The organism is Halobacillus sp. H74 (assembly GCF_052246715.1).
Taxonomy (GTDB): domain Bacteria; phylum Bacillota; class Bacilli; order Bacillales; family Halobacillaceae; genus Halobacillus; species Halobacillus litoralis_A.
This window is the reverse complement of sequence record NZ_JBQQCI010000005.1, coordinates 22380-40656: the sequence shown is the minus strand read 5'-3', so window position 1 is coordinate 40656 and position 18277 is coordinate 22380. Positions and strand designations below refer to the sequence as shown.

Genomic DNA, 18277 nt, shown 5'->3' with positions numbered 1-18277 from the left:
CGCTCTCTACTCTACGAAGTCCTGACGAATCATTTTTATTATCTCTCTAATGAACTGTTTTTGAACTTCCCTTTCTTCTTCCTGATCTAAATCCGCCTCTTCCAAAGGAGTGTTCAGATTTAAGATTTCTTTGTTCCCACATTGGCAGGATATTCGAAAGGATTCCCATTCTTGGAATTCGCTGTTCCATGGAACGACTCTCCCTTCAACATCTGTAATGTTTGTTTTTCCGCACCTATAGCATTCATTCGTAATCACAGTACTTTTCACACTCTTGATCATGCCTCATACACCCCTCTCCAGTAACGATATCCTTGACTTGTCCTTGTGGATTTGAGATATAACCAAAAGCCATCCTCGCTTATATCAGCCACAAATGCATCAGCTCCAAAGGAACTGACGGTAGTAAGATTGACCGAGGAAGGGACATAGGTTTTTTTGATCTTAAATTTCACAAAAGAACCCGCGAACTGTGTTCCTGTACTTGAGCTAGGATCATAGCTACCAATCCCACATTTGGCTGCTTCGGACTTATTCGTTTCCAAGGGAGCTCTTACCTCGATGTCACCTGAAGATCCATAGGAAGATAACGACGGTGTATAAACGCCGTTCTCAATAGCTACTCCATTTATGGCGAACAGTCTTAAGGAATCTGTGCTTTTATCAAAGGCTATATTCGCTGCGGTTATTCCGTACTGGTCAACAAAACGAATGTAGGCGGTGTTGTCTGATGCTTCATCATATTTTAATTCCAAAACTTTGCCGATCTTAGCATCAGTTTTGACGTCTATCACTGAATTGGAAAGAATACGTCCAGCTGTAACATATCCTAAGTTGGCAGTGATGGCGGCAAGGCTTGAAACGCTGATATGGTTGGATCTGATTACATTCGCCTCTATTTCTGTTGTACTGTCTACGATGTTTGGGCCTTGTGGACCTCGATCTCCTTGAGGACCTTGTGCACCCGTTTCTCCCTTATCCCCTTTGGCTCCAAGGGGAGAGAAGTAAAGGTCGTACACTTGGTAGGTTGGATGCGTATAGTTGAATGAGGAATCAACATAAAAACGCTGGCCAGAAGGTGCATTTACTTCACGATAAAGAGAACCATTATGATAGTATCGTACTTTATCATTATCATACGTGATAGCAAATACGTCTCCCTTGGTTACCGTTGCCGTTGACTCCCGGGAGTTTCCACTTTCATATACATTAAACTCACCGTTACTCCGAATGTAGAAACAATAGTCGATAGAGCTATACGAGTCGTTCGTCGTGGGGTCTGTGTTTAACCCAAACATGAAACGCCCGTTAGGATCATAGACCTTGAACGCTAGGAATGCTCCATCTTTATAAGACTCGGCTGAGAAGGCTTGAGAATCCCACCCAGAGCCAGATGAACGACGTAATCGGTTTTGGTTGTCAACAGTGACACCACCAGTCGTCGTCCAGTTCAACCGGAACCCAGGTTCCCCTTGCGGGCCTTCAGGACCTGTTGCGCCTTGAGGGCCGGTATCTCCCTGAGAACCTCTGTCGCCTTTAGGACCTTCATCACCCTTATCCCCTTTCGGACCCTCGTACAAGGCCCACGTATAATCATCCGGGTCACTACTCTCGGTCTGAGTAGATTGATTCGAAGAAATCCCAATATACTTTTTACCATCCGGAAAGTTAGACATGCCGTTTCCTTGAGCATCATCGGCATAACGTATCCATGTGTAGGTGGGCTGCCCGTCTGGTCCCTGAGGTCCTTCGATACCCTGTGGCCCTTCGGGTCCAGTAGGTCCACGGTCACCCTCTGGGCCAGTCGGACCTTGAGGGCCTAGAATCTTCGACCAGGTGTAATCAGCAGGATTCGTAGACTCAGTAGAAGTCGTTTGGTTGTGCGCGATACCGATATACTCTTTTCCGTCTGGATAATTTGCCATACCATTTCCCGAACTGTCATCCGCGTACTTTATCCAAGTCCAGTACGTTTGACCGTCTGTTCCATCTTCCCCCGGGATACCCTGCGGACCTTGAATGCCTTCAGGGCCTTGCTCACCTTTTTCTCCCTTCTCCCCTTTAATCTTTGTCCATTTGTAATCCTCCGGGTTATTCGAGTCCGGCTGCGTATAGTCTGTGTAGGTACCGATGTAATCACGCTCAGTTGCGACAGTGGTGGAGAAGTTAACAAAACCGTCCTCACTATCAGCCCATGCGGTGTGGAAATACGGCGTTTGACCATCGTCACCTTCCGGCCCAGGAACACCCTGATCACCTTTTTCCCCTTTAATTTTCGACCAGACGTAATCAGACGGTGTATTTGAATCGGTCGAATTCGAATCCACATACATACCGATATAGGTTTTACCTGTCGAGTCCCCTACAGAAAAACCGTCGGATCCATCTGAGCTATTTGCGTAGGCAATATGTGTATAACTTGGTTGGCCGTCTTCTCCCGGCTGTCCTTGTATTCCTTGGTCACCTTTTTCTCCCTGAATCCCCTGCAAACCCTGGGGACCGCGTTCTCCTTTAGGTCCTTTCATGCTGTCGGCTTCCCATAATTCGCTGCTCTCGTTAAAGACCTTTGCGGTGTTTTTCTCACCAGAAGTATCAATCCAGATGACATTTTTATCTAGAGGTGGTGTGTTTGAAAATACCACCCTTGCTTTCTTTTCGATTTGTTTTTGAAGGGACTTCTTCAAAGATGACAAGTCTTCTTTTTGATATCTGATATACTCACCCAGCACATATTTTTTCTTACTTCGATCTGTAATTGGACTAATAATCTTGATGACTCGAGCATTCAGATATAGCGCAGGTTTATATTCCGTTGCTTTAATCCATAGGCGGTCCCCTAATCGAATTTTTTCATGAGAACGACCTAGAATATACTCTAAATCTGCCCCATCAACTGTATATTGAACTTTCGCAGTTATCCTTTTATCTAATTCTTGTTTGGTATAACTCCTCACTTCTTCCTCGGTCATGTCCTCATTCTCAGAATCTATAATATGGATGGCCCATTCATGTTCTCCGTCGATACCCCAGACTTGTCGAGCTTTTTCGTTTCTTACTTCAACGATAATTCTTGAACCATCCGCACGCTTTGGTCCTAGACCATATAAAGCTGTAACAACATCGGCATTGGTTTCTTCCCATTCCGCGTTGATCAAATCTTTCCCAGAAGTGATTTCTCTGCCTCTCCACTCCTCCGCTTTTTCCACAGCATCAACCTTTCGAGCAATGACGTTGTTTCCATCATCCACCTCAATGTAATACTTAAGCTCCCTATCAAATTCAGAAGCAATCTTCCTTAATAAATCATAAGGAGTAATGACCTCTTCTATCGTAAATTCCATTGTTCCGGCATACTCCGTAAACCCTCGCGTCCAACGAGTCCCAAATAACGCATGGTCCATCATTGTATTGAGCGTAGCCCCTGTGTAAGTACCAGGCATGATGGGTTTACCTCGTTTCAATTCGGTAAAGGAAGCAACCGAATGAACCTGCCTTTCCTTACGGTTCTGCTTTATATTACGAATGATAAATTCGTGAAGACGGTTATCTTCATTTGGAATTAATAATCGATTTCGGCCGTGCAGATATTTAGCAGCTCTTGCATTTGGCAGTGTAACGAATTTAAAAGTTTCTGCGTTGTTTTTCAAAGCTCTCTCGTGCTCATCTCCCCAAAAGACATTTTTCTTCTTATTCGAAAGTGTATCTAGGAAGGATCCTGTTTTCTTGTCCGTAACATGGATTTGAGCTCCCTTTCTCATCTATTTACCTCCATTAAAAAAATCCCCTTTGGGGACTGTGTTTTCTACCTATATGCCGGCGAGTATTTCACTTTAGTATTCAGGGCACCTGCTGGGTATTGATATAAAACATTGCCGCCTGGATCAAGTTCAAAGTACTCCGACCAAAAGGAACGGTCCATGCGTATAGACTCTCCATTCAATAACATCTCTTCTTTTGCCGTATCGACAATTATTTTGTCTCCAGCGAGAGCTAAATATTGAATACCTTCAGCTGGTGGAGGGTTAATTTCTGAAACTTTAATATCATCTATAAACATGCCTGCTTTATTTGATGTAGGCGCCCAAACTCGAAATGCAACTTGAACTTGAGTAATAGGAGTGTCGTGCAACCCTTGAGGACCTATATAGATAAACTCAGATGATACCCAGTTATGAGTGCCGTCTGGTTCTACAATGGCAAAGTAGGGGCGGATTCTCCTATTCCCTCCTTCATAATGGTCGTGACTCCATATTCTAAGAACTCCTTTAAAGTCATTCCATCCCCAGGCATAATCAGCTTCGCGATAATGATGAAATCGATCGTCATCATCAGGACCCAATTGGAATTTCGCTTGAATTTTATCAAGGGTTCTCCATATATCCTCAATGCCGATTTTTGCAACCGTGTTATTATCTGCATCTAGGAGATAAACTTCTATCATCCCGGTTCCTTTCCCTACGTTTTGCATTTCAAGGGAGACATCCAATCGATAACTATCCAAGGACTTTCCTATAGATTTCTTAATACTTGGACCTTGCCATTTATAAGGAGATATTGCTCCACCGAATAGTTCCGGTGTGAAACGCCCGCCTTCGGACACAATATTTCCTTCAACATAACCACTGTCTACATAACCTGCTTCCGTCCAACCATTGGTCGTCGAACAGGTATCGTGCATCACCAAAGTTTCACGTTCGTAAACATTTTCAGATGCCAGAGGTGGTCGCCCTATTCGAATAAATTCAATGTCATCCTGCAGCTGTTTGACTAAATCGATATGAGTCAGATCTTCCTGGACATCAATTTCAAAGATGGGATCTGTTGAGGCTGTTCCTTCATTATTCAGAGTTAAATAACCATCATTAAAGCTTGCTTCTTTCTGTTTGCCATATTTTCTAGGGTTCGTACACAAGAAGGTTAGAGTACCAACCAACGTATTGCTGTCTTCTTCTGGAAGGAGATTGGATGAAACCGTTCCTATGAAATGAGCATCCTCATCCGTGAATTCTACAACTTCACCAGACCCAACCAGAAAAGCACTAAGTCGATTACATCTGTTTCTGAATCCTTCATTCGTTTGATCAGAAATCTGATACTTGACGGTAATTTCTCTTTCCTTCATTGTGTTACCTTCCACCTCAAGCAAGCCATCTTTACCAGGGATCTCAACAGTATTAATTCGATTCGTCGTGTCACTGCGCCCCGATACTGTTAGGGTTTGAAACTTTCCTGTTTGATCGGTTAATGCTCCATCTAAGTTAGTGCCTTTAAATATGGTTTGAATAGACGAAAAGGAACGTCTAGTACCTACTTCTGAAAAATCCACAAAATCGTACATAGCGTACCTCCTTACGCAAATTCAGCCTCTAAATCTACTTCTAATTCTTGTTGGTCTGATATGTCATTCACAAACCCTCGATAGTTTCTTGAACCTAAATGAAGATTGATATTTGCCGGTTGTCGATTATTAAAACGTACATCTGCATGAACAGCACTCTCCACCTGTCCCACACTCTTTCTTTTAAGACTTCTGAGACTAGAAGAAATTTTGGATGTCTTCATCTGAAGAGCAGGATTTAGGGTCATATCTTTCTTATTAGGTTTAATTGCACTGGCCATTTCTTTCGCTTTCTTAGCAATCTTAGGAAGCATCTTGCCAACACCTACGACCATTCCTTCTCCAGTAAATTGACCTAGCTGAGTCGTAACTTTGGAAGGAGAAGCTATTCCTAATTTTTTCTTGAGCCAATCCGGCACAAGGTCGGCTGCTCTAGAAACCATACTCTTAATTGAATCGAACATAGATCCAATACCATCAATTAATCCTTGAATGATGTTTTGTCCGACACTACGCAGGTTGATTCCCTCAAAGAAACCTTGAACTTTGCCCCAAATGCTCTCTACTTTGCTCCAAGCATCGTTCATTTTATCGCGTACGGAACCAACAAATTCACTGAATTTATTCTTCGCTGTCCGCACTATGCCACCTAGCGTATCGACAAAAAAGGACTTAATGCTGCTCCAAATTTCCTTTATTATGCTCCATACTTTAGACATGGCTAATTCGATAGCAGCTTTCGCCAAATTAAAATAATAACGTGTTTTCAGATACAAAAGGGTAGCATATTTGATTACGAAAGCTTTCATTTTCTGCCAGGTTGAGATTAGGAAGTCTTTTACTGCGCCCCACGCCTGCAACGTCCAGGCTTTAATGGAGTCCCAGTTGTTATAAATAATCGTAGCCAACAAAATAACGGCTTGAATAACAAGACCAATAGGACCGCCTGCGAACCGAATGAGGGTGCCGCCAATTCGAGCTATTATAGGTAACACTTTCATGATTGCGCCACCTAAACCAGGAAAGGCGCTGATTACGGCTAAAATATTTGGTATTAATGCTATAAATGCCCCCGCTAAAACTGTGGCAATAGCGATGATCTTACCAATGATCGGGTGACTTTCCATCATGGAGTTCGTCCAGCTAATGAATTTATTAGCAATTTCCAAAATCTTAGCGCCCATAGGAGCTAGAGCTATGCCTAGATTGAAAATGAACGATATGACATTCCCGATAAGAGCGACTACCTTAGGGCCGTTCTCCTGCACGTACTGAATAAACTTCTGGAAGCCATCTGACTCAGCGATTGTTGAGGACCACTCTCTAAACTTCGCCGCCATAGTGGACAATGAATCGAAAATAGTAGAGCTATTATCGCTGAAAGCTGTGAATAAATTTATAATTCCTCGGAATACATCACCGAATATCTGCTTAATCTTTAGAAGATTCTCTTTCACATATTGAATGAAAGACTGCAACTCCTGTGAACCAGCTACTTTCTCAGTAAATTCAGCAAATGAGCCACCCATATCTTCAAAGCCTTGAGCCATGAAATCTGTTAATGGCGCGAAAGCTACTGTAAGGTTCATAAGACCTTCTATGAATCCAGTAACCCCATTGACTATTTTTTCAAGAATAGGAGACGCGCTTCCGTTTAGATAATCAAAGAAACTTTGAGCTGAAGAAGACTCGAAAAACGTGTTAAATCTTTCGGATAGCCTTGCTACGGTATCTGCTATGTTCGTGAACATTGGATTTAAAGACTCAATTATTGTCTCTAATCCTTCCATGGCATTACCGAAAGCTACGGCTACTTGAGGGGCGATGGCTTCCTGGACTTTACTCCAAGCATCTTTAAGGGAATTCAGCTGTTTGGCTGCTTTGATATTTTCTTTCGTTGATTCGGCTGTTCCATCGATAATCGATTTGATTGTAGGTGCCGCAGCTGCACCATAGGCAATGGCTGCACCACCAGCGATTCCAAACGCTGCAGCCATGGCAACCGCACCTGAACCGACAACTCCAAGAGCATTACCGACTGCCATAATTGCTGGAACCATAGAAGCTATAATAGGTACAAGCATAGACGAGATTGTAATCCCTATACCACGAAACGTATTTCGCCCCACAGTCCCGAAGGCTTCAATAGTATTAGCGATTCGCCCAATAGCCTTTTGAAATCTCTTAACTCGCACTTCTACCGGAATAATTACTTTCTTATTGAGGGCTGTTTTGACGGCTTGTAAGAGTCCCATCTTACGTTTAGCCTCAGAGTCATCGACACCGACATTGATTTCGGCTTTTGACTTCTTACGCGAAAACAAATTCATCATCTGACGCGCCTTTTTCAGGTTCCTTTTCAAAGGCGTTGTGTCTGCACCTAAGCGAGCATCTTTAATTGATTCAGACTCACGCTTAAACTTTTCAGTTACCCGTTTGGCAGACTGGATCGCTCTTTTATACTTACTGGCATTCGCCTTTAACTCGGCTTCAATCGAATACTCCGCCATCTCATCACCCCTTTCTACTGTTGTGTTGAACTGCTAATTGAGCAGGTGACAGCTTAGAAGTGGCCACCTCTTCTTTTTTCTCTTCGAAAGGTTCATCGATGAGCTTTAATGCATTCTCATAATCAAAGAAATCCTTAAACTCTTTGAATACATACTCTTCTTTTGGACTCTTCTCCGTGCCGACATTCTTCGTTGCTTTGGCATTGCGTATTAAAAATGCCATTTTGTGTAGCTCATATTCGTTGTCGATTTCCTTATATTCTTGAGCGTAGTACTTATAGTGAAATTCCGATAATGTCATCATTTCCACGTCGCGCAAGCGTTCCATGCCCAGCTTACGGAGAGCATAGACCACAATTTCGTCGTAGGTTAAACCGTCTCTAGATTGGTTGGTTCCTCCTCTTTCTCTTGAACTTCTTTTAGATCGTCTGGTAGAAGACTTCGGGTCATAGGTCGCTTTCCCAACTCTTCAATAATCTGCTCACCAAACGCTTCAAAACCTTCATTTTCCGCAATACCATCCAATACTTCTTCTAATTCATCAAACGTTTTTGGAGGTTTCTTGTCGTGGGAAGATGCTGCTTTAATAATCTTAGATAGGCCCACAATGTTACCGGTTTGCAGTTTAGGAATAAGCATTTCCAGTCCCTCTCCAAGACTTGCTCCCTCAATTTCGAAACCTAATTCACGGTCAATTTCCGTAAGTGTGCGCAATCCGAATACAAGTTGAATATTTCTCCCGTTAAAGTTGATATGCATAAATCAATTTCCACCTTCGTTTTTTTATTTTTGACATAAAAATAGGAGAAGGGATTTTCTCCCTCTCCTTTATACAGCCGGTTCTTCAGGTGCTAGTCCATCATCCGCAGGGTCATCTGTAACTAAGTCGTGGAACACATATGATAGGGTCTGAAGGTCACCATCTGGAAGAGTTACCTTTCCTTTCTGCCTGGTCCCTTCGGTCATATATGTCCCTTCAACAGTTGCATCCCCTTCAGCCGGGCTTGCTGGCTCCCATTCAGTCACGTAGCCCTGACGATACTCAGAATCAAACGTCGTTACCGGTTCAGTGCCACTGTCATCCACTTCTTTAGTGGCCAGGTCTACTTCCCACATTTCCACAGGGAAATCCTCTACAATAGAATCCTCCAACATTTTAAACGTCGGATCATCTGTGGATTGAAGTGCTGAAATACTCACTTCGTTTTCCAATGTAGATGAACCTGATACAGCTCCATCCTTCGTTTCCGTTTTTTCACGTTCCCTGGAATAAGATTTGGAGTGTTCTGTTTGAAAGACAAGCTTCGCTCCTTCTGCAGCTTCCCCAAGCTTACGGAAGTACAGAACCTTGTGTACCCCTTTTGCAATTTCACTCATGGCTTTTCCTCCTAAGTTAATTTATATTCGACTTCAATCATTCCATGGAGCAGGTTATCCGTCGTGGTGTTATCGAATATCTGATTGGAATTTAGCCCTGCAATCTCCAGGTGATAGTTTTTAAGTCTTGTTAAATGCCTCATCTTCATTTCGAGCTGATAAACCATATCTGTAAACATCGCCCGATAATGAGCATATCCCCAGACATGAACCGTTTGTCTAAGTCTTCCTGTGATAACATCCTTATTATTGATAACATCATCACTATTCGTCTCTGCGACAAATACAAATGGATAAGGCAAGCTTTCATCATTCGTCGGAGAATAATCAATGGTCTTATAATCAAGACTTTCCGATGCGGCGAATATTGCATTAAATAATTGAATTTGCGGTGATAGCATTCATCCACCTACTTTACGAGTCTATCAAGATCTTCTTGGAATTTTTTCCTTTGCTTATAGAACGCATCTCTGAGGAACCAAGTGGGATCCATATAACGGGTACCGAATTCTAAATACCCCGCATACTCAGAATCTACGAATGTTCGATAATGTAGAGCACCAAGCTTTTGAGTCTTCGTATTCCTTAACGTGTGACCGGTCCAGTATCCTTTAATGAAACGCGCTCTCTCATTCTCTTGCGTTTCCCCAGTCATCTCGATCGTATTGTTTTTGACGATAGTATTTACATCCTCTTCGACCCCGTCTTCCATCTGCTCCAATTTGGCAAGCAATGCATCCAATCCTTCTAGTTCCATGCGCTCACCTCTTCCATATAAAAAACGCTCTCCGAACGATGTTGCACATGTCGAAGAACGTTATATTTATTACCGTCCATCATGGCTTTATCAGCCTTACCTTTAAATGGACGTTGGAGCCTTACTGAGGTGACTTCCTTCTCGATGGACCCAAATATCGTCTTTACTCTTTCCAAACTCACAGGCGAAGAATTGCAAGGTAGCGTTACCCCTTCATCGACCTGGACTTCGCTCTTTCCTGTTTCGGGGTTATATCCACTTCCGATGGTCTGGTGTAAGGTGACACGCTCTGCATATCTCATCAGAAGAACATCACTTTTCCGGAACCATCTTGTTTAGGAATGTATGATTCCAAGATATTGAGATAAGGTTTGAAGTCATCCTCTTTAAATGAAACGGATCGCCCTTCTACAGACTCGGACTCCATCCCTTCACTTCCGATACGATTGAAACGATTGACCGCCATTTCTTCTACAATGAACTGAAGCTCATCAGGGATAGTTGTTAAATCAGTATGCTGTTTAAACCAGACTGTGAGACGTGATTCAATGTTTCGGATGATAATATCTAAAACGTTGTCCTGGAGATTATCTTGTAACCCCAGGACCGTTTTTACATTATCTTTAGTAGCAGCCATACCATCACTTCAAATCTTCTTCAGCTTGAACAGCTTCTTCTTTACCCTGAATCTTTTCACCATTAGAAAGTTCATACCAGGGACCGCCTGTGTGAATAGGGAACTCGCTCTCTGTCTGGCCGTCACTTTCTCCTTCTCCATCGTCAGAACCTTCTTCAATCTTTTCCTCTTCACCCTCAGATTCATTTTCAGGAGCATCTCCCTGCGGTTCCTCCTCGCCTGAATTTGCTTTAGGAGTACTAGGAGCCTCATTCAATTTTTCAATTAGAGGCTCCTTTAATTTGTTGTGAGGGCTAAGAAGATAATCAATACGTTCCTGAGATTCCTCTCCACTTACCGGGAAAATATCATCTTTTTTATAGGTATGATGGCCATTCTCTTTATCTCTGAATGCTCTAATCACTCGATAGGGCATATTAAATTCATCCTTTCTCTATTAAACTTCAGGAGCTGGCATCAATTTAGCAAAAGCATTGTCATTAACAATCATCACCGCAACATCCATAGTGGCTCGGAGGGCAACCATTTCACGCTCGAATAAGTTAATCGGATTACCGTCCTGATCTGTAATGGTCGAAATTGTACCCTCTTCAGCAATCTTATAAGAAATATCAAAGGGAATTCCGTAATGAAGACTATCAAAATCACCAGCATAAAGCGTTCCTTTTGGCAGGTTCGAAGATTTAAGATTCACGGTAGGAAGACCATCGAGGGTTTTATTAGAACGATCATAAATGGGTTGTTCTAAATTACCGGAACCAACCGTCGCCTGGCGGAGTGCCGTAGCGTTTTGATTTTTAGAAATGAAGGCATTAGCTTCAAAGTCACTATCTAAAAGGTGATCCTCTAACTGAAGAATGTTATCGCCCGTGATGTCACCTTCCACCACATGATTGGCCGCTACAACCGATTGTTCAATCGATTGACTGAATGGGTTTCCTACATTCAAAATACCGGCTTCATCAAACTTCTTATAGAAAGCTTCACTGATCTTCGGACGCATTTGTTCAAAGAAATCGGTCATGCTGTATTGTAGAAACTCTCGAGACACTGGTAGGATGACACCAAGCTTCTTAGCCTGCATGGCGATTTTCAACCAAGTGGCTTTAGAAGTTTGAATGCGTTCCCCTTCATTGACCCAGTAGGCTCCAGGTCCTTCAGCAAAGTAATCAAACTCTTTTTCCTGTTTATTCATTTCCTCGTAAACACCAAGCTGCATGATTTTCGAGTTCTGCATCATGTCATTCATAATCAGGGTTCCATACTCCTTAGGGATGGTACCGTCCTTCGAATCGCTCATCATAACATTGTCTGGATTAAAGGTTTGTTCAGCAAAGTGCTGGATATTTAGTTTCAAAAATGGTTTTGTTTTTGTCATTCCTATTCCTCCTACTATTTATATGATTCTTGCTTTCTTAGCCATTTCAGCGCGTGATTTATTACCAGCTGACTTTCGCTCCTTAAATGATTGACCGCCTTGAGGTGGATCTTGTCTCAATTTCTCTTTAACAGCATTGTTGACCGCCTCATCAAAGGTCTTTTTAATATGGCTAATTGATTCTTTAATCTTTTCGTTATCATCCATAGCTACAAGGGACTCAGCAAAATCTGGTGGCAACCCTTCCTCTTTCAGATCCCCCTCCACTTCAGTTCGAAGCTGTTTTAGATTCAATTCGCGTTCCCGATTTTCCAGCTTCTCCATACGCTTTTGATAATCGGCATCTTGCTGTTGTTGTTTCGTCATCTTAGAGTAAGCAGCTGCATCTTTCTTGGCATCTTCAATGGCTTGTTGCTTCTCTTTTTCTAACTTCGCTGCTTGATTCTTCAGAGCCGTATTGACCGCCTTACTGATAGCTGAGTCAACGTCTGACTTAGTAAACGTCTGATCATCCTGGTTGTTATCATTCGTGTTGTCGTCACTTGAATTGTCATCATCTTGGTTGTCATCGTCAGTGTTACTATTGTCATCTTGGTTGTCGCCATCAGCAAAGAACTGCAAATTCAATCGATATAGCTTACTTTTTAATTCAGTCATTTTCATTCTCCTTATCCCATCCAGTCTTTAACAGCTAACGTTTCACTCCATAAAAAATAAGCCCCGTACAGTCCATTGCAGCCCGTCCAGTGCTTACGCTTATGAGACTATTCAGCTATTGGTTAAAGCCCAGCTAGTATAGTATTTTGCAAGCCTGTTTAATGTCTATTGCTCAAAGACAAGATTTCTCGGACCTTCCATCTGGAGGCTTCCCTTTGTAGACTTTAGAGTCCTTTGTGGGTTTTGGCTGACTGTTGTTCATCTTCCTTAACTCACCGGCAATAACCTTCAACGAATAATCAATCGACTTTAAATACTCTTCTTGTTTCATAAAACCTCTCCTCACAAGATGTATTTTTTCTCACGATCAGCAAAGAACTTCTCTCTCCATTCCCCTAAGACCAACATCGTTCCAGACCTGCAAAAGGGATGCATTGGTGGAGCGTTTATTCCAGGCATCATGTCGCTTACTTTGAATCGTTTACCATCAAGCTCTTCGCATGTTTTTGAAGTTTTTTCATCCCTCTTGGCTAAAAACTCATATTCCTGGTCTTCTTCATCTTCGGCTAAAGCCTCAAATGAGAGTTTCTGAGCATCTGTCTGAACCCGGGCGGTTTCTGTTATCAGTAATCGGCGCGCTTCAAAGGTGGTCACTTCAAATCGCTCTTTAATTTTGGCTATTGATCGATAAGGATGAACACCACGAGTAATGGAATTATTGATGACGACTTCTAGCTCACCTCTAAGGGCTTGCATGTCTTTCCATATTCGATTTGACCATGTTGCTCCATAAAAAGAAGCTCCCACGATAGATAGGAGCGTTTCTTGAGATATAACGATGTTAGCGCCTAGAATACCAGCTTGCCTGGCGACCTCAGAAACGCCTGCTTGTTCAAGATAGTTCTGGAAGACATTGATTTGATCACTAGCCATAGCGACTAAATGAGCGTTCAACTGCATCATGAGAAGTTCCTGTCGATTAACACGCATTTTCGTGTTGTAAGTCATAAGCATTTGGTTAGCAAAATCACTGAAGTTCTTTTCTCTGACGTACCTCTCAGCTGTTTCCTCGAATGCCTGGATATCCATTTCAGATACACGCTTCTTCGCTTCTGCCTTGCTTATTTGATTCTTATCAGCATATTTAGCATAGAACGAATAAATCTCTTTCTCAGCTTCCCGGAGAGCTTGATTGATGATGCGTCTTAGTCGTTCAGCGACCTCTGCATCCTTCATCTGCTCACGCTTGATGTTTTCTTTCTCTCGCTCTATCCAGTAGTCCTTACCTTCTGGCATCTAACCACCTCAATTCTCCATGTAACCAGATGGCTGTCGCTGTTGTTTTCGTTCTTCTTCAATAAGCTGTTCTTCTTCCTCCGGATTCTCTACAATCATTGGAATCGTCTTAAGTTTCGTCTTCTGAGAAAGTTCCCCACCAAGAGCATTGAACATCTCAACAGCTTCCTTTGTAGACTTAGGAAGGTTCGGCGTGAACTTATAGGTGATGCCGGTGAATTCTTCCTTCTTAGCTTCACTTGCAAGACTCATGACATTTCCAATCATTTGATACCTGCGATTGAGTGACCGTTTGAAGAGTCGCTCTTTATTAATGCGGATTTGCTCAAGTCCAAAGAGTTTATACTTCATGGCTTCACCTGTTTGCTGACCACTGAAGTTTTCATCTGTTAGGTCCGGTGTGTTGGTAAACTTATGAACGTCTGTTTGAAGTCTATCCTTGTAAGACTCCACCCCTGAGACATCATATTGCTTGTATATATAATCAGCATCGACATTGCTCTCTCTTCCTTCTGAGTTGTTTGCTGAAGGTTTTAGAAAGATGATATTGGCTTCCTTCATCTTTTTCGCTTCCTCTGGATCCAACTCTACATTTCCAACAATCTTTAACATGGCATCGTTCAGGTCCGTCATATAGTTGGCCGTGTCTGATTGTGCTGCATCGTATAAATCGATGAGGTCCAGCACGTTTTCGAAGTCACCCTGCCGGAATCGATTATTGGAATGTTCATTGATAGGGACATCCCCAAAAGGGTGCTCAACGTCACTATCCAAAGTAAGGTTGTAATCGCCAAAGTTGGATGTGTAAAACGTGTGAATCTTAGTCGGTGTATAGAGCAGCACCTTCAATTTCTTGTCATGGCCATAGCCCACAATGAAATATCTCACACCAGCGACTATGTTCTTTTCAATGGTATTGTCGTAAATTAAGAATGTCTCTAATGGTGAGGATAGATAAACTTTCGTTTCATCATTTTGATTGCGGTGAACTAGCTCATAGGCTCTCCCGTATATGGACAAGTCCAGAATTAAGTCCGCATTCAGTGCATTGCTTTCTATCGTCTTATTCACCTCATCTATACGCTTCTGAGCTGCATCCTCTGTATGGTTCATAGAAATAGGAACGCCTACCAGAAAACCTTGCATGAAGTTAGAAACATATTTAGCGTAGTTATGCCTCGCTCTGTGATCTGCCTTGTCATCTTCTTTACGTCGCTTCAATACCGAAATGGAAGTATTCTCACCTTTATAGTAATCATCTAATACATTTAGTCTTTGTTGCTGGTGCTCAATATGGTGCTTGATCATTGCTGATAAGTCTTTTGTGTTAACCAATAACTCTTCCAATGACTCATAAGTGTACTGAATATTCGCCTCAGGACTGAATCGACGCTTAGTATTTTCAACTCCGTTAAGGGCTCGCTCGAAATCTTGAGCTGCTGACACATTACCACCTCCTATAATCCTAGGTTCTGTATTGCTTTGTAGGTATTGGACTTCTTCTCAACACCTAAATGGTATTGCTCGAGGCTATACCGGAGAGCATCAATAATGTGGTTATTCGCATCAATCGGTGTGTTCAACCACTTTCCTTCTTTGTCCTGGTCGAAGGTGTACGTGTTGAATTCCTCAATCGTATGAACACACCGAGGATGGATATAGATTTTAAATCCTTGAATGAAAAGAATCCCTTGATTGATGCTGCCGGACCCTTTCACTGAAGCTCTCATGCGCCTAATACCTTTGTTAATTAATTCCTGAATCAAGCGTTTTTCAGCTGAGTCAGCAGTGATATACGTTTCTTTCAGTTCTTTTTCGACTAACATGTTGTAAATATCTTTGGTCAACATGGCCTTTTCATAATGCTCATCGTAAATCCAGAGCTCTTTGTTATCTAAATCAACAACTGAGCTCACTTCTGTGGTCGGATCGTTCGTGAAACCAAAATCCATTCCGTGAGCAGTCTCTTGTATTTCCTTAATCTTTTGCTGAATATCAAACTCTTGAACCTCAAAGTTTTCGAAGACAAGTCCTTCTGCGACTCCCCATTCACCATCAGCAACAATCCGAGACCTTCTGGGGTTAGTGCGATAAAGATCAAGATATCTTTCTCTATCCACATCATCCAGCCATTCATTGGCTCGGAATGTGGTAGTGGTTGCGAATGTATCTTTCTCTCTTGTCTCTTCATCAAAGAACATCGCTTTAAGCCAATGTCGAGCGGACCAAGGGTTAAAGGTGACTGTAATCTGTTTAAAGAAGTCAGGCGCTGGATGCGAACCACGTATCGATTCTACTACCGTCCTGAATTTCTCTTCTGTTTCCACCTGGTACGCTTCTTCCATCCACATCCAACTTAAAATGCCAACATCAACGGTGATTGAAGTTATTTTCAGTGGATCATCCAGCCCTCGAAACAATATCCTTTGACCCGTAGGCTTGTAGGTGATCTCAGGCATGGACTCATTGAACTTAAATAAATGAGCAACCCCTAATTGTGAGGTTGCCCATTTCAAATCCGTATAGGTTGATTGTTTGTTAGTGTTTGAGTATCTCCGGACTACAAGAAGGTTGGCCCAAGGATACTTCATGATTCGGTGAATAAAATTGAGTGCGGCTGTCTTGGATTTCTTACTACCCCTAGAACCTTTCACAACTCGATAAAATTGTTTATTGTTCCAGAACCGGTTATAGCCTACACCGATTTTTTGTTTAATTGAGATTCTAGGTTGCTCAGTCTTCATCGGGGACATCCTCAACAAAAACAGGAGTCACGTTTTCTACTTGTTGTTTGTCGGTCCACATGATGTATCGTTTACCAATCATTTCAGCTGCCTTGTTACGATCTCTAATCTTTGGTTCAAGCTTTATGGTTTCAATGCGTTCGGTCATCGACATGCCACCATCATCATCAAATTCTTTATCTGTAACAGTAAAAGCATGCTCCTCTAATTCCTCTCCGCGTAAGACACTCGTATAGTATTGAAGCACTTCTTGTTGGTCAGCAACCTTCTCATTTTGAATTTCTTCGAGGCGCTTGTCGATGTAATCCTTGATGTAAGGTTTTGTCAGGTTTTCATTTGCTGTCTGTCTGGCTGTCTTTTTACTATATCCAGCTCTTATAGCAGATTGAGTGGCGTTTAAATCTATCAAATACTCTTCACAAAAACGCTTCTGCTTCTCTGTCATTTTAGCCATCACATAACACCTTCCCCCTTATACTAGTTGCTTTGTCGCTTTGTAAATATGAAAAAAGCATCCCGATGTGGGATGCCTTGTAAAATAATTATTTAATTTCTACTTTCCGATTATTTAATTTTGTTTCATCACTAACGTGAACATAAGGTAGATTAAGGTTATCGCTGTTCACTCCCGGAGTAATAATACGTTTATAAAGATAATCATAAATAACCTCATTTATGAGTAAGGCATCTTCATCAGTAATCCTCTCGTCCCATTTTAAAACGGCACCATATTGAGGTCTGCTTTGGGGGCCTATAGTACCTCTCTGCCTTAAAACCTTTTTAACAGCACCTTCGATTTCATCAGTCGATGTTTTTTGGTTATTAGTTAAATGCTCCAATATGATTTTTTCTACTTCTATTTTATCCAAAATATCCACCTCCTTTTAACAAAGTAAATTCGATAAAAAGAGACAATCTCCTCCCACTTTCTAACATATATAGTCTTAATATCATATAGACCTCTCGGTCTTTAAACCATATAAACACTTACTATAATCAGTGCTCTATATAAAAACCCCTTCACTAATTAAGAACATTGCACAACACTTGCACGACAAGAAATTTTATTTTTTGCGCGTTCGACGTATTTTTGAACAGTACTGCGCCCGATTTTTAATTCCTCGGAGATTTGCTTAAATGTGAGAAAATAAACCTTATGCAACAGGAAGCATTGCCGTTCGCGTGGCGATAATTCAATAAGCACATCATAAATGGCTTGTTTTTCTTCTTCGGATAACTCTCGTTCTTTTGGAGCAATATCCAACGATGGAAACATATCCATTTCAGCTATTGATTTTTTCTGATAGATTCCGCGTTTATCAGCACCTCGATGTTTACCTGGCTCACTGCCTTTTGTCATCCATTCGATTGATTCAGACATCCCGTTCATCATGCTATTAATCAGTGTTTTATCCTGACGATCCATAACAGAATCATTGAAGTTCTTCTTCTTTTCGGAAAGGCCTCTTCGACCGATTTCATATTCACGAATTAATTTATCTGCCCAAATATCCATAAGACCCCTCCTATTTTTGCTTCATAGCCCCGCCACGACCTCTTCTGTATGTCGGACGAAGAATTTA

Annotated in this window: 20 protein-coding genes; all 20 read right to left on the bottom strand. The window is 41.9% G+C overall.

From position 1 onward, the window contains the following. Positions 1–6: 6 nt before the first annotated feature. Positions 7–282 carry a hypothetical protein gene (locus ACTWPX_RS12425; RefSeq protein ID WP_443120047.1) on the bottom strand — a complete coding sequence of 92 codons (276 nt, stop codon included), beginning with the start codon at positions 280–282 and terminating at the stop codon, positions 7–9. After that, positions 279–3758: a phage tail spike protein gene (locus tag ACTWPX_RS12420; protein ID WP_443120046.1), complete on the bottom strand. Its 3480-nt coding sequence runs from the start codon at positions 3756–3758 to the stop codon at positions 279–281. Before ACTWPX_RS12420 ends, ACTWPX_RS12425 begins: the two co-directional genes overlap by 4 nt. 44 nt (positions 3759–3802) lie before the next feature. After that, positions 3803–5338 (bottom strand): distal tail protein Dit, encoded by a 1536-nt coding sequence (locus ACTWPX_RS12415; RefSeq protein ID WP_443120045.1) that lies wholly within the window; start codon positions 5336–5338, stop codon positions 3803–3805. Between the two features lie 11 nt (positions 5339–5349). After that, positions 5350–7848, bottom strand: a complete 2499-nt coding sequence (locus ACTWPX_RS12410; RefSeq protein ID WP_443120044.1) for a phage tail protein — start codon at positions 7846–7848, stop codon at positions 5350–5352. A gap of 4 nt (positions 7849–7852) precedes the next feature. After that, on the bottom strand, positions 7853–8176 hold the full coding sequence (locus ACTWPX_RS12405) for a hypothetical protein (protein WP_443120043.1): 324 nt from the start codon (positions 8174–8176) through the stop codon (positions 7853–7855). A gap of 41 nt (positions 8177–8217) precedes the next feature. Then, on the bottom strand, positions 8218–8607 hold the full coding sequence (locus ACTWPX_RS12400; RefSeq protein WP_443120042.1) for a tail assembly chaperone: 390 nt from the start codon (positions 8605–8607) through the stop codon (positions 8218–8220). Between the two features lie 69 nt (positions 8608–8676). Next, positions 8677–9225 carry a phage major tail protein, TP901-1 family gene (locus tag ACTWPX_RS12395; protein ID WP_443120041.1) on the bottom strand — a complete coding sequence of 183 codons (549 nt, stop codon included), beginning with the start codon at positions 9223–9225 and terminating at the stop codon, positions 8677–8679. Positions 9226–9236: 11 nt separating this feature from the next. Next, on the bottom strand, positions 9237–9626 hold the full coding sequence (locus tag ACTWPX_RS12390; protein WP_443120040.1) for a hypothetical protein: 390 nt from the start codon (positions 9624–9626) through the stop codon (positions 9237–9239). A gap of 8 nt (positions 9627–9634) precedes the next feature. After that, positions 9635–9982: an HK97-gp10 family putative phage morphogenesis protein gene (locus ACTWPX_RS12385; protein ID WP_443120039.1), complete on the bottom strand. Its 348-nt coding sequence runs from the start codon at positions 9980–9982 to the stop codon at positions 9635–9637. 301 nt (positions 9983–10283) lie between these two features. Continuing rightward, the gene (locus ACTWPX_RS12380; protein WP_443120038.1) at positions 10284–10619 is read right to left on the bottom strand and encodes a phage head-tail connector protein; all 336 of its coding nucleotides are present in this window, start codon (positions 10617–10619) and stop codon (positions 10284–10286) included. Positions 10620–10623: 4 nt separating this feature from the next. Next, the gene (locus ACTWPX_RS12375; RefSeq protein WP_443120037.1) at positions 10624–11034 is read right to left on the bottom strand and encodes a hypothetical protein; all 411 of its coding nucleotides are present in this window, start codon (positions 11032–11034) and stop codon (positions 10624–10626) included. Between the two features lie 21 nt (positions 11035–11055). After that, positions 11056–11997 carry a phage major capsid protein gene (locus ACTWPX_RS12370; RefSeq protein ID WP_443120036.1) on the bottom strand — a complete coding sequence of 314 codons (942 nt, stop codon included), beginning with the start codon at positions 11995–11997 and terminating at the stop codon, positions 11056–11058. A gap of 18 nt (positions 11998–12015) precedes the next feature. Beyond that, complete coding sequence (locus ACTWPX_RS12365) at positions 12016–12654, bottom strand: DUF4355 domain-containing protein (RefSeq protein ID WP_443120035.1); 639 nt, start codon at positions 12652–12654, stop codon at positions 12016–12018. A gap of 172 nt (positions 12655–12826) precedes the next feature. Beyond that, on the bottom strand, positions 12827–12985 hold the full coding sequence (locus tag ACTWPX_RS12360) for a hypothetical protein (protein WP_443120034.1): 159 nt from the start codon (positions 12983–12985) through the stop codon (positions 12827–12829). A gap of 11 nt (positions 12986–12996) precedes the next feature. Continuing rightward, entirely contained in the window at positions 12997–13950 is a 954-nt protein-coding gene (locus ACTWPX_RS12355; protein ID WP_443120033.1) for a minor capsid protein, read from the bottom strand. Positions 13951–13959: 9 nt separating this feature from the next. Beyond that, on the bottom strand, positions 13960–15396 hold the full coding sequence (locus ACTWPX_RS12350; RefSeq protein ID WP_443120032.1) for a phage portal protein: 1437 nt from the start codon (positions 15394–15396) through the stop codon (positions 13960–13962). An 11-nt stretch (positions 15397–15407) separates the two neighbouring features. Further along, positions 15408–16694, bottom strand: coding sequence for a PBSX family phage terminase large subunit (locus tag ACTWPX_RS12345; protein WP_443120031.1), 1287 nt, complete (start codon positions 16692–16694; stop codon positions 15408–15410). After that, positions 16684–17148 carry a terminase small subunit gene (locus tag ACTWPX_RS12340; protein ID WP_443120030.1) on the bottom strand — a complete coding sequence of 155 codons (465 nt, stop codon included), beginning with the start codon at positions 17146–17148 and terminating at the stop codon, positions 16684–16686. The genes ACTWPX_RS12345 and ACTWPX_RS12340 overlap by 11 nt, the downstream gene beginning before the upstream one ends. 88 nt (positions 17149–17236) lie before the next feature. Next, positions 17237–17563, bottom strand: coding sequence for a hypothetical protein (locus ACTWPX_RS12335; RefSeq protein WP_443120029.1), 327 nt, complete (start codon positions 17561–17563; stop codon positions 17237–17239). 158 nt (positions 17564–17721) lie between these two features. After that, complete coding sequence (locus ACTWPX_RS12330; protein WP_443120028.1) at positions 17722–18210, bottom strand: sigma-70 family RNA polymerase sigma factor; 489 nt, start codon at positions 18208–18210, stop codon at positions 17722–17724. Between the last annotated feature and the right edge of the window lie 67 nt (positions 18211–18277).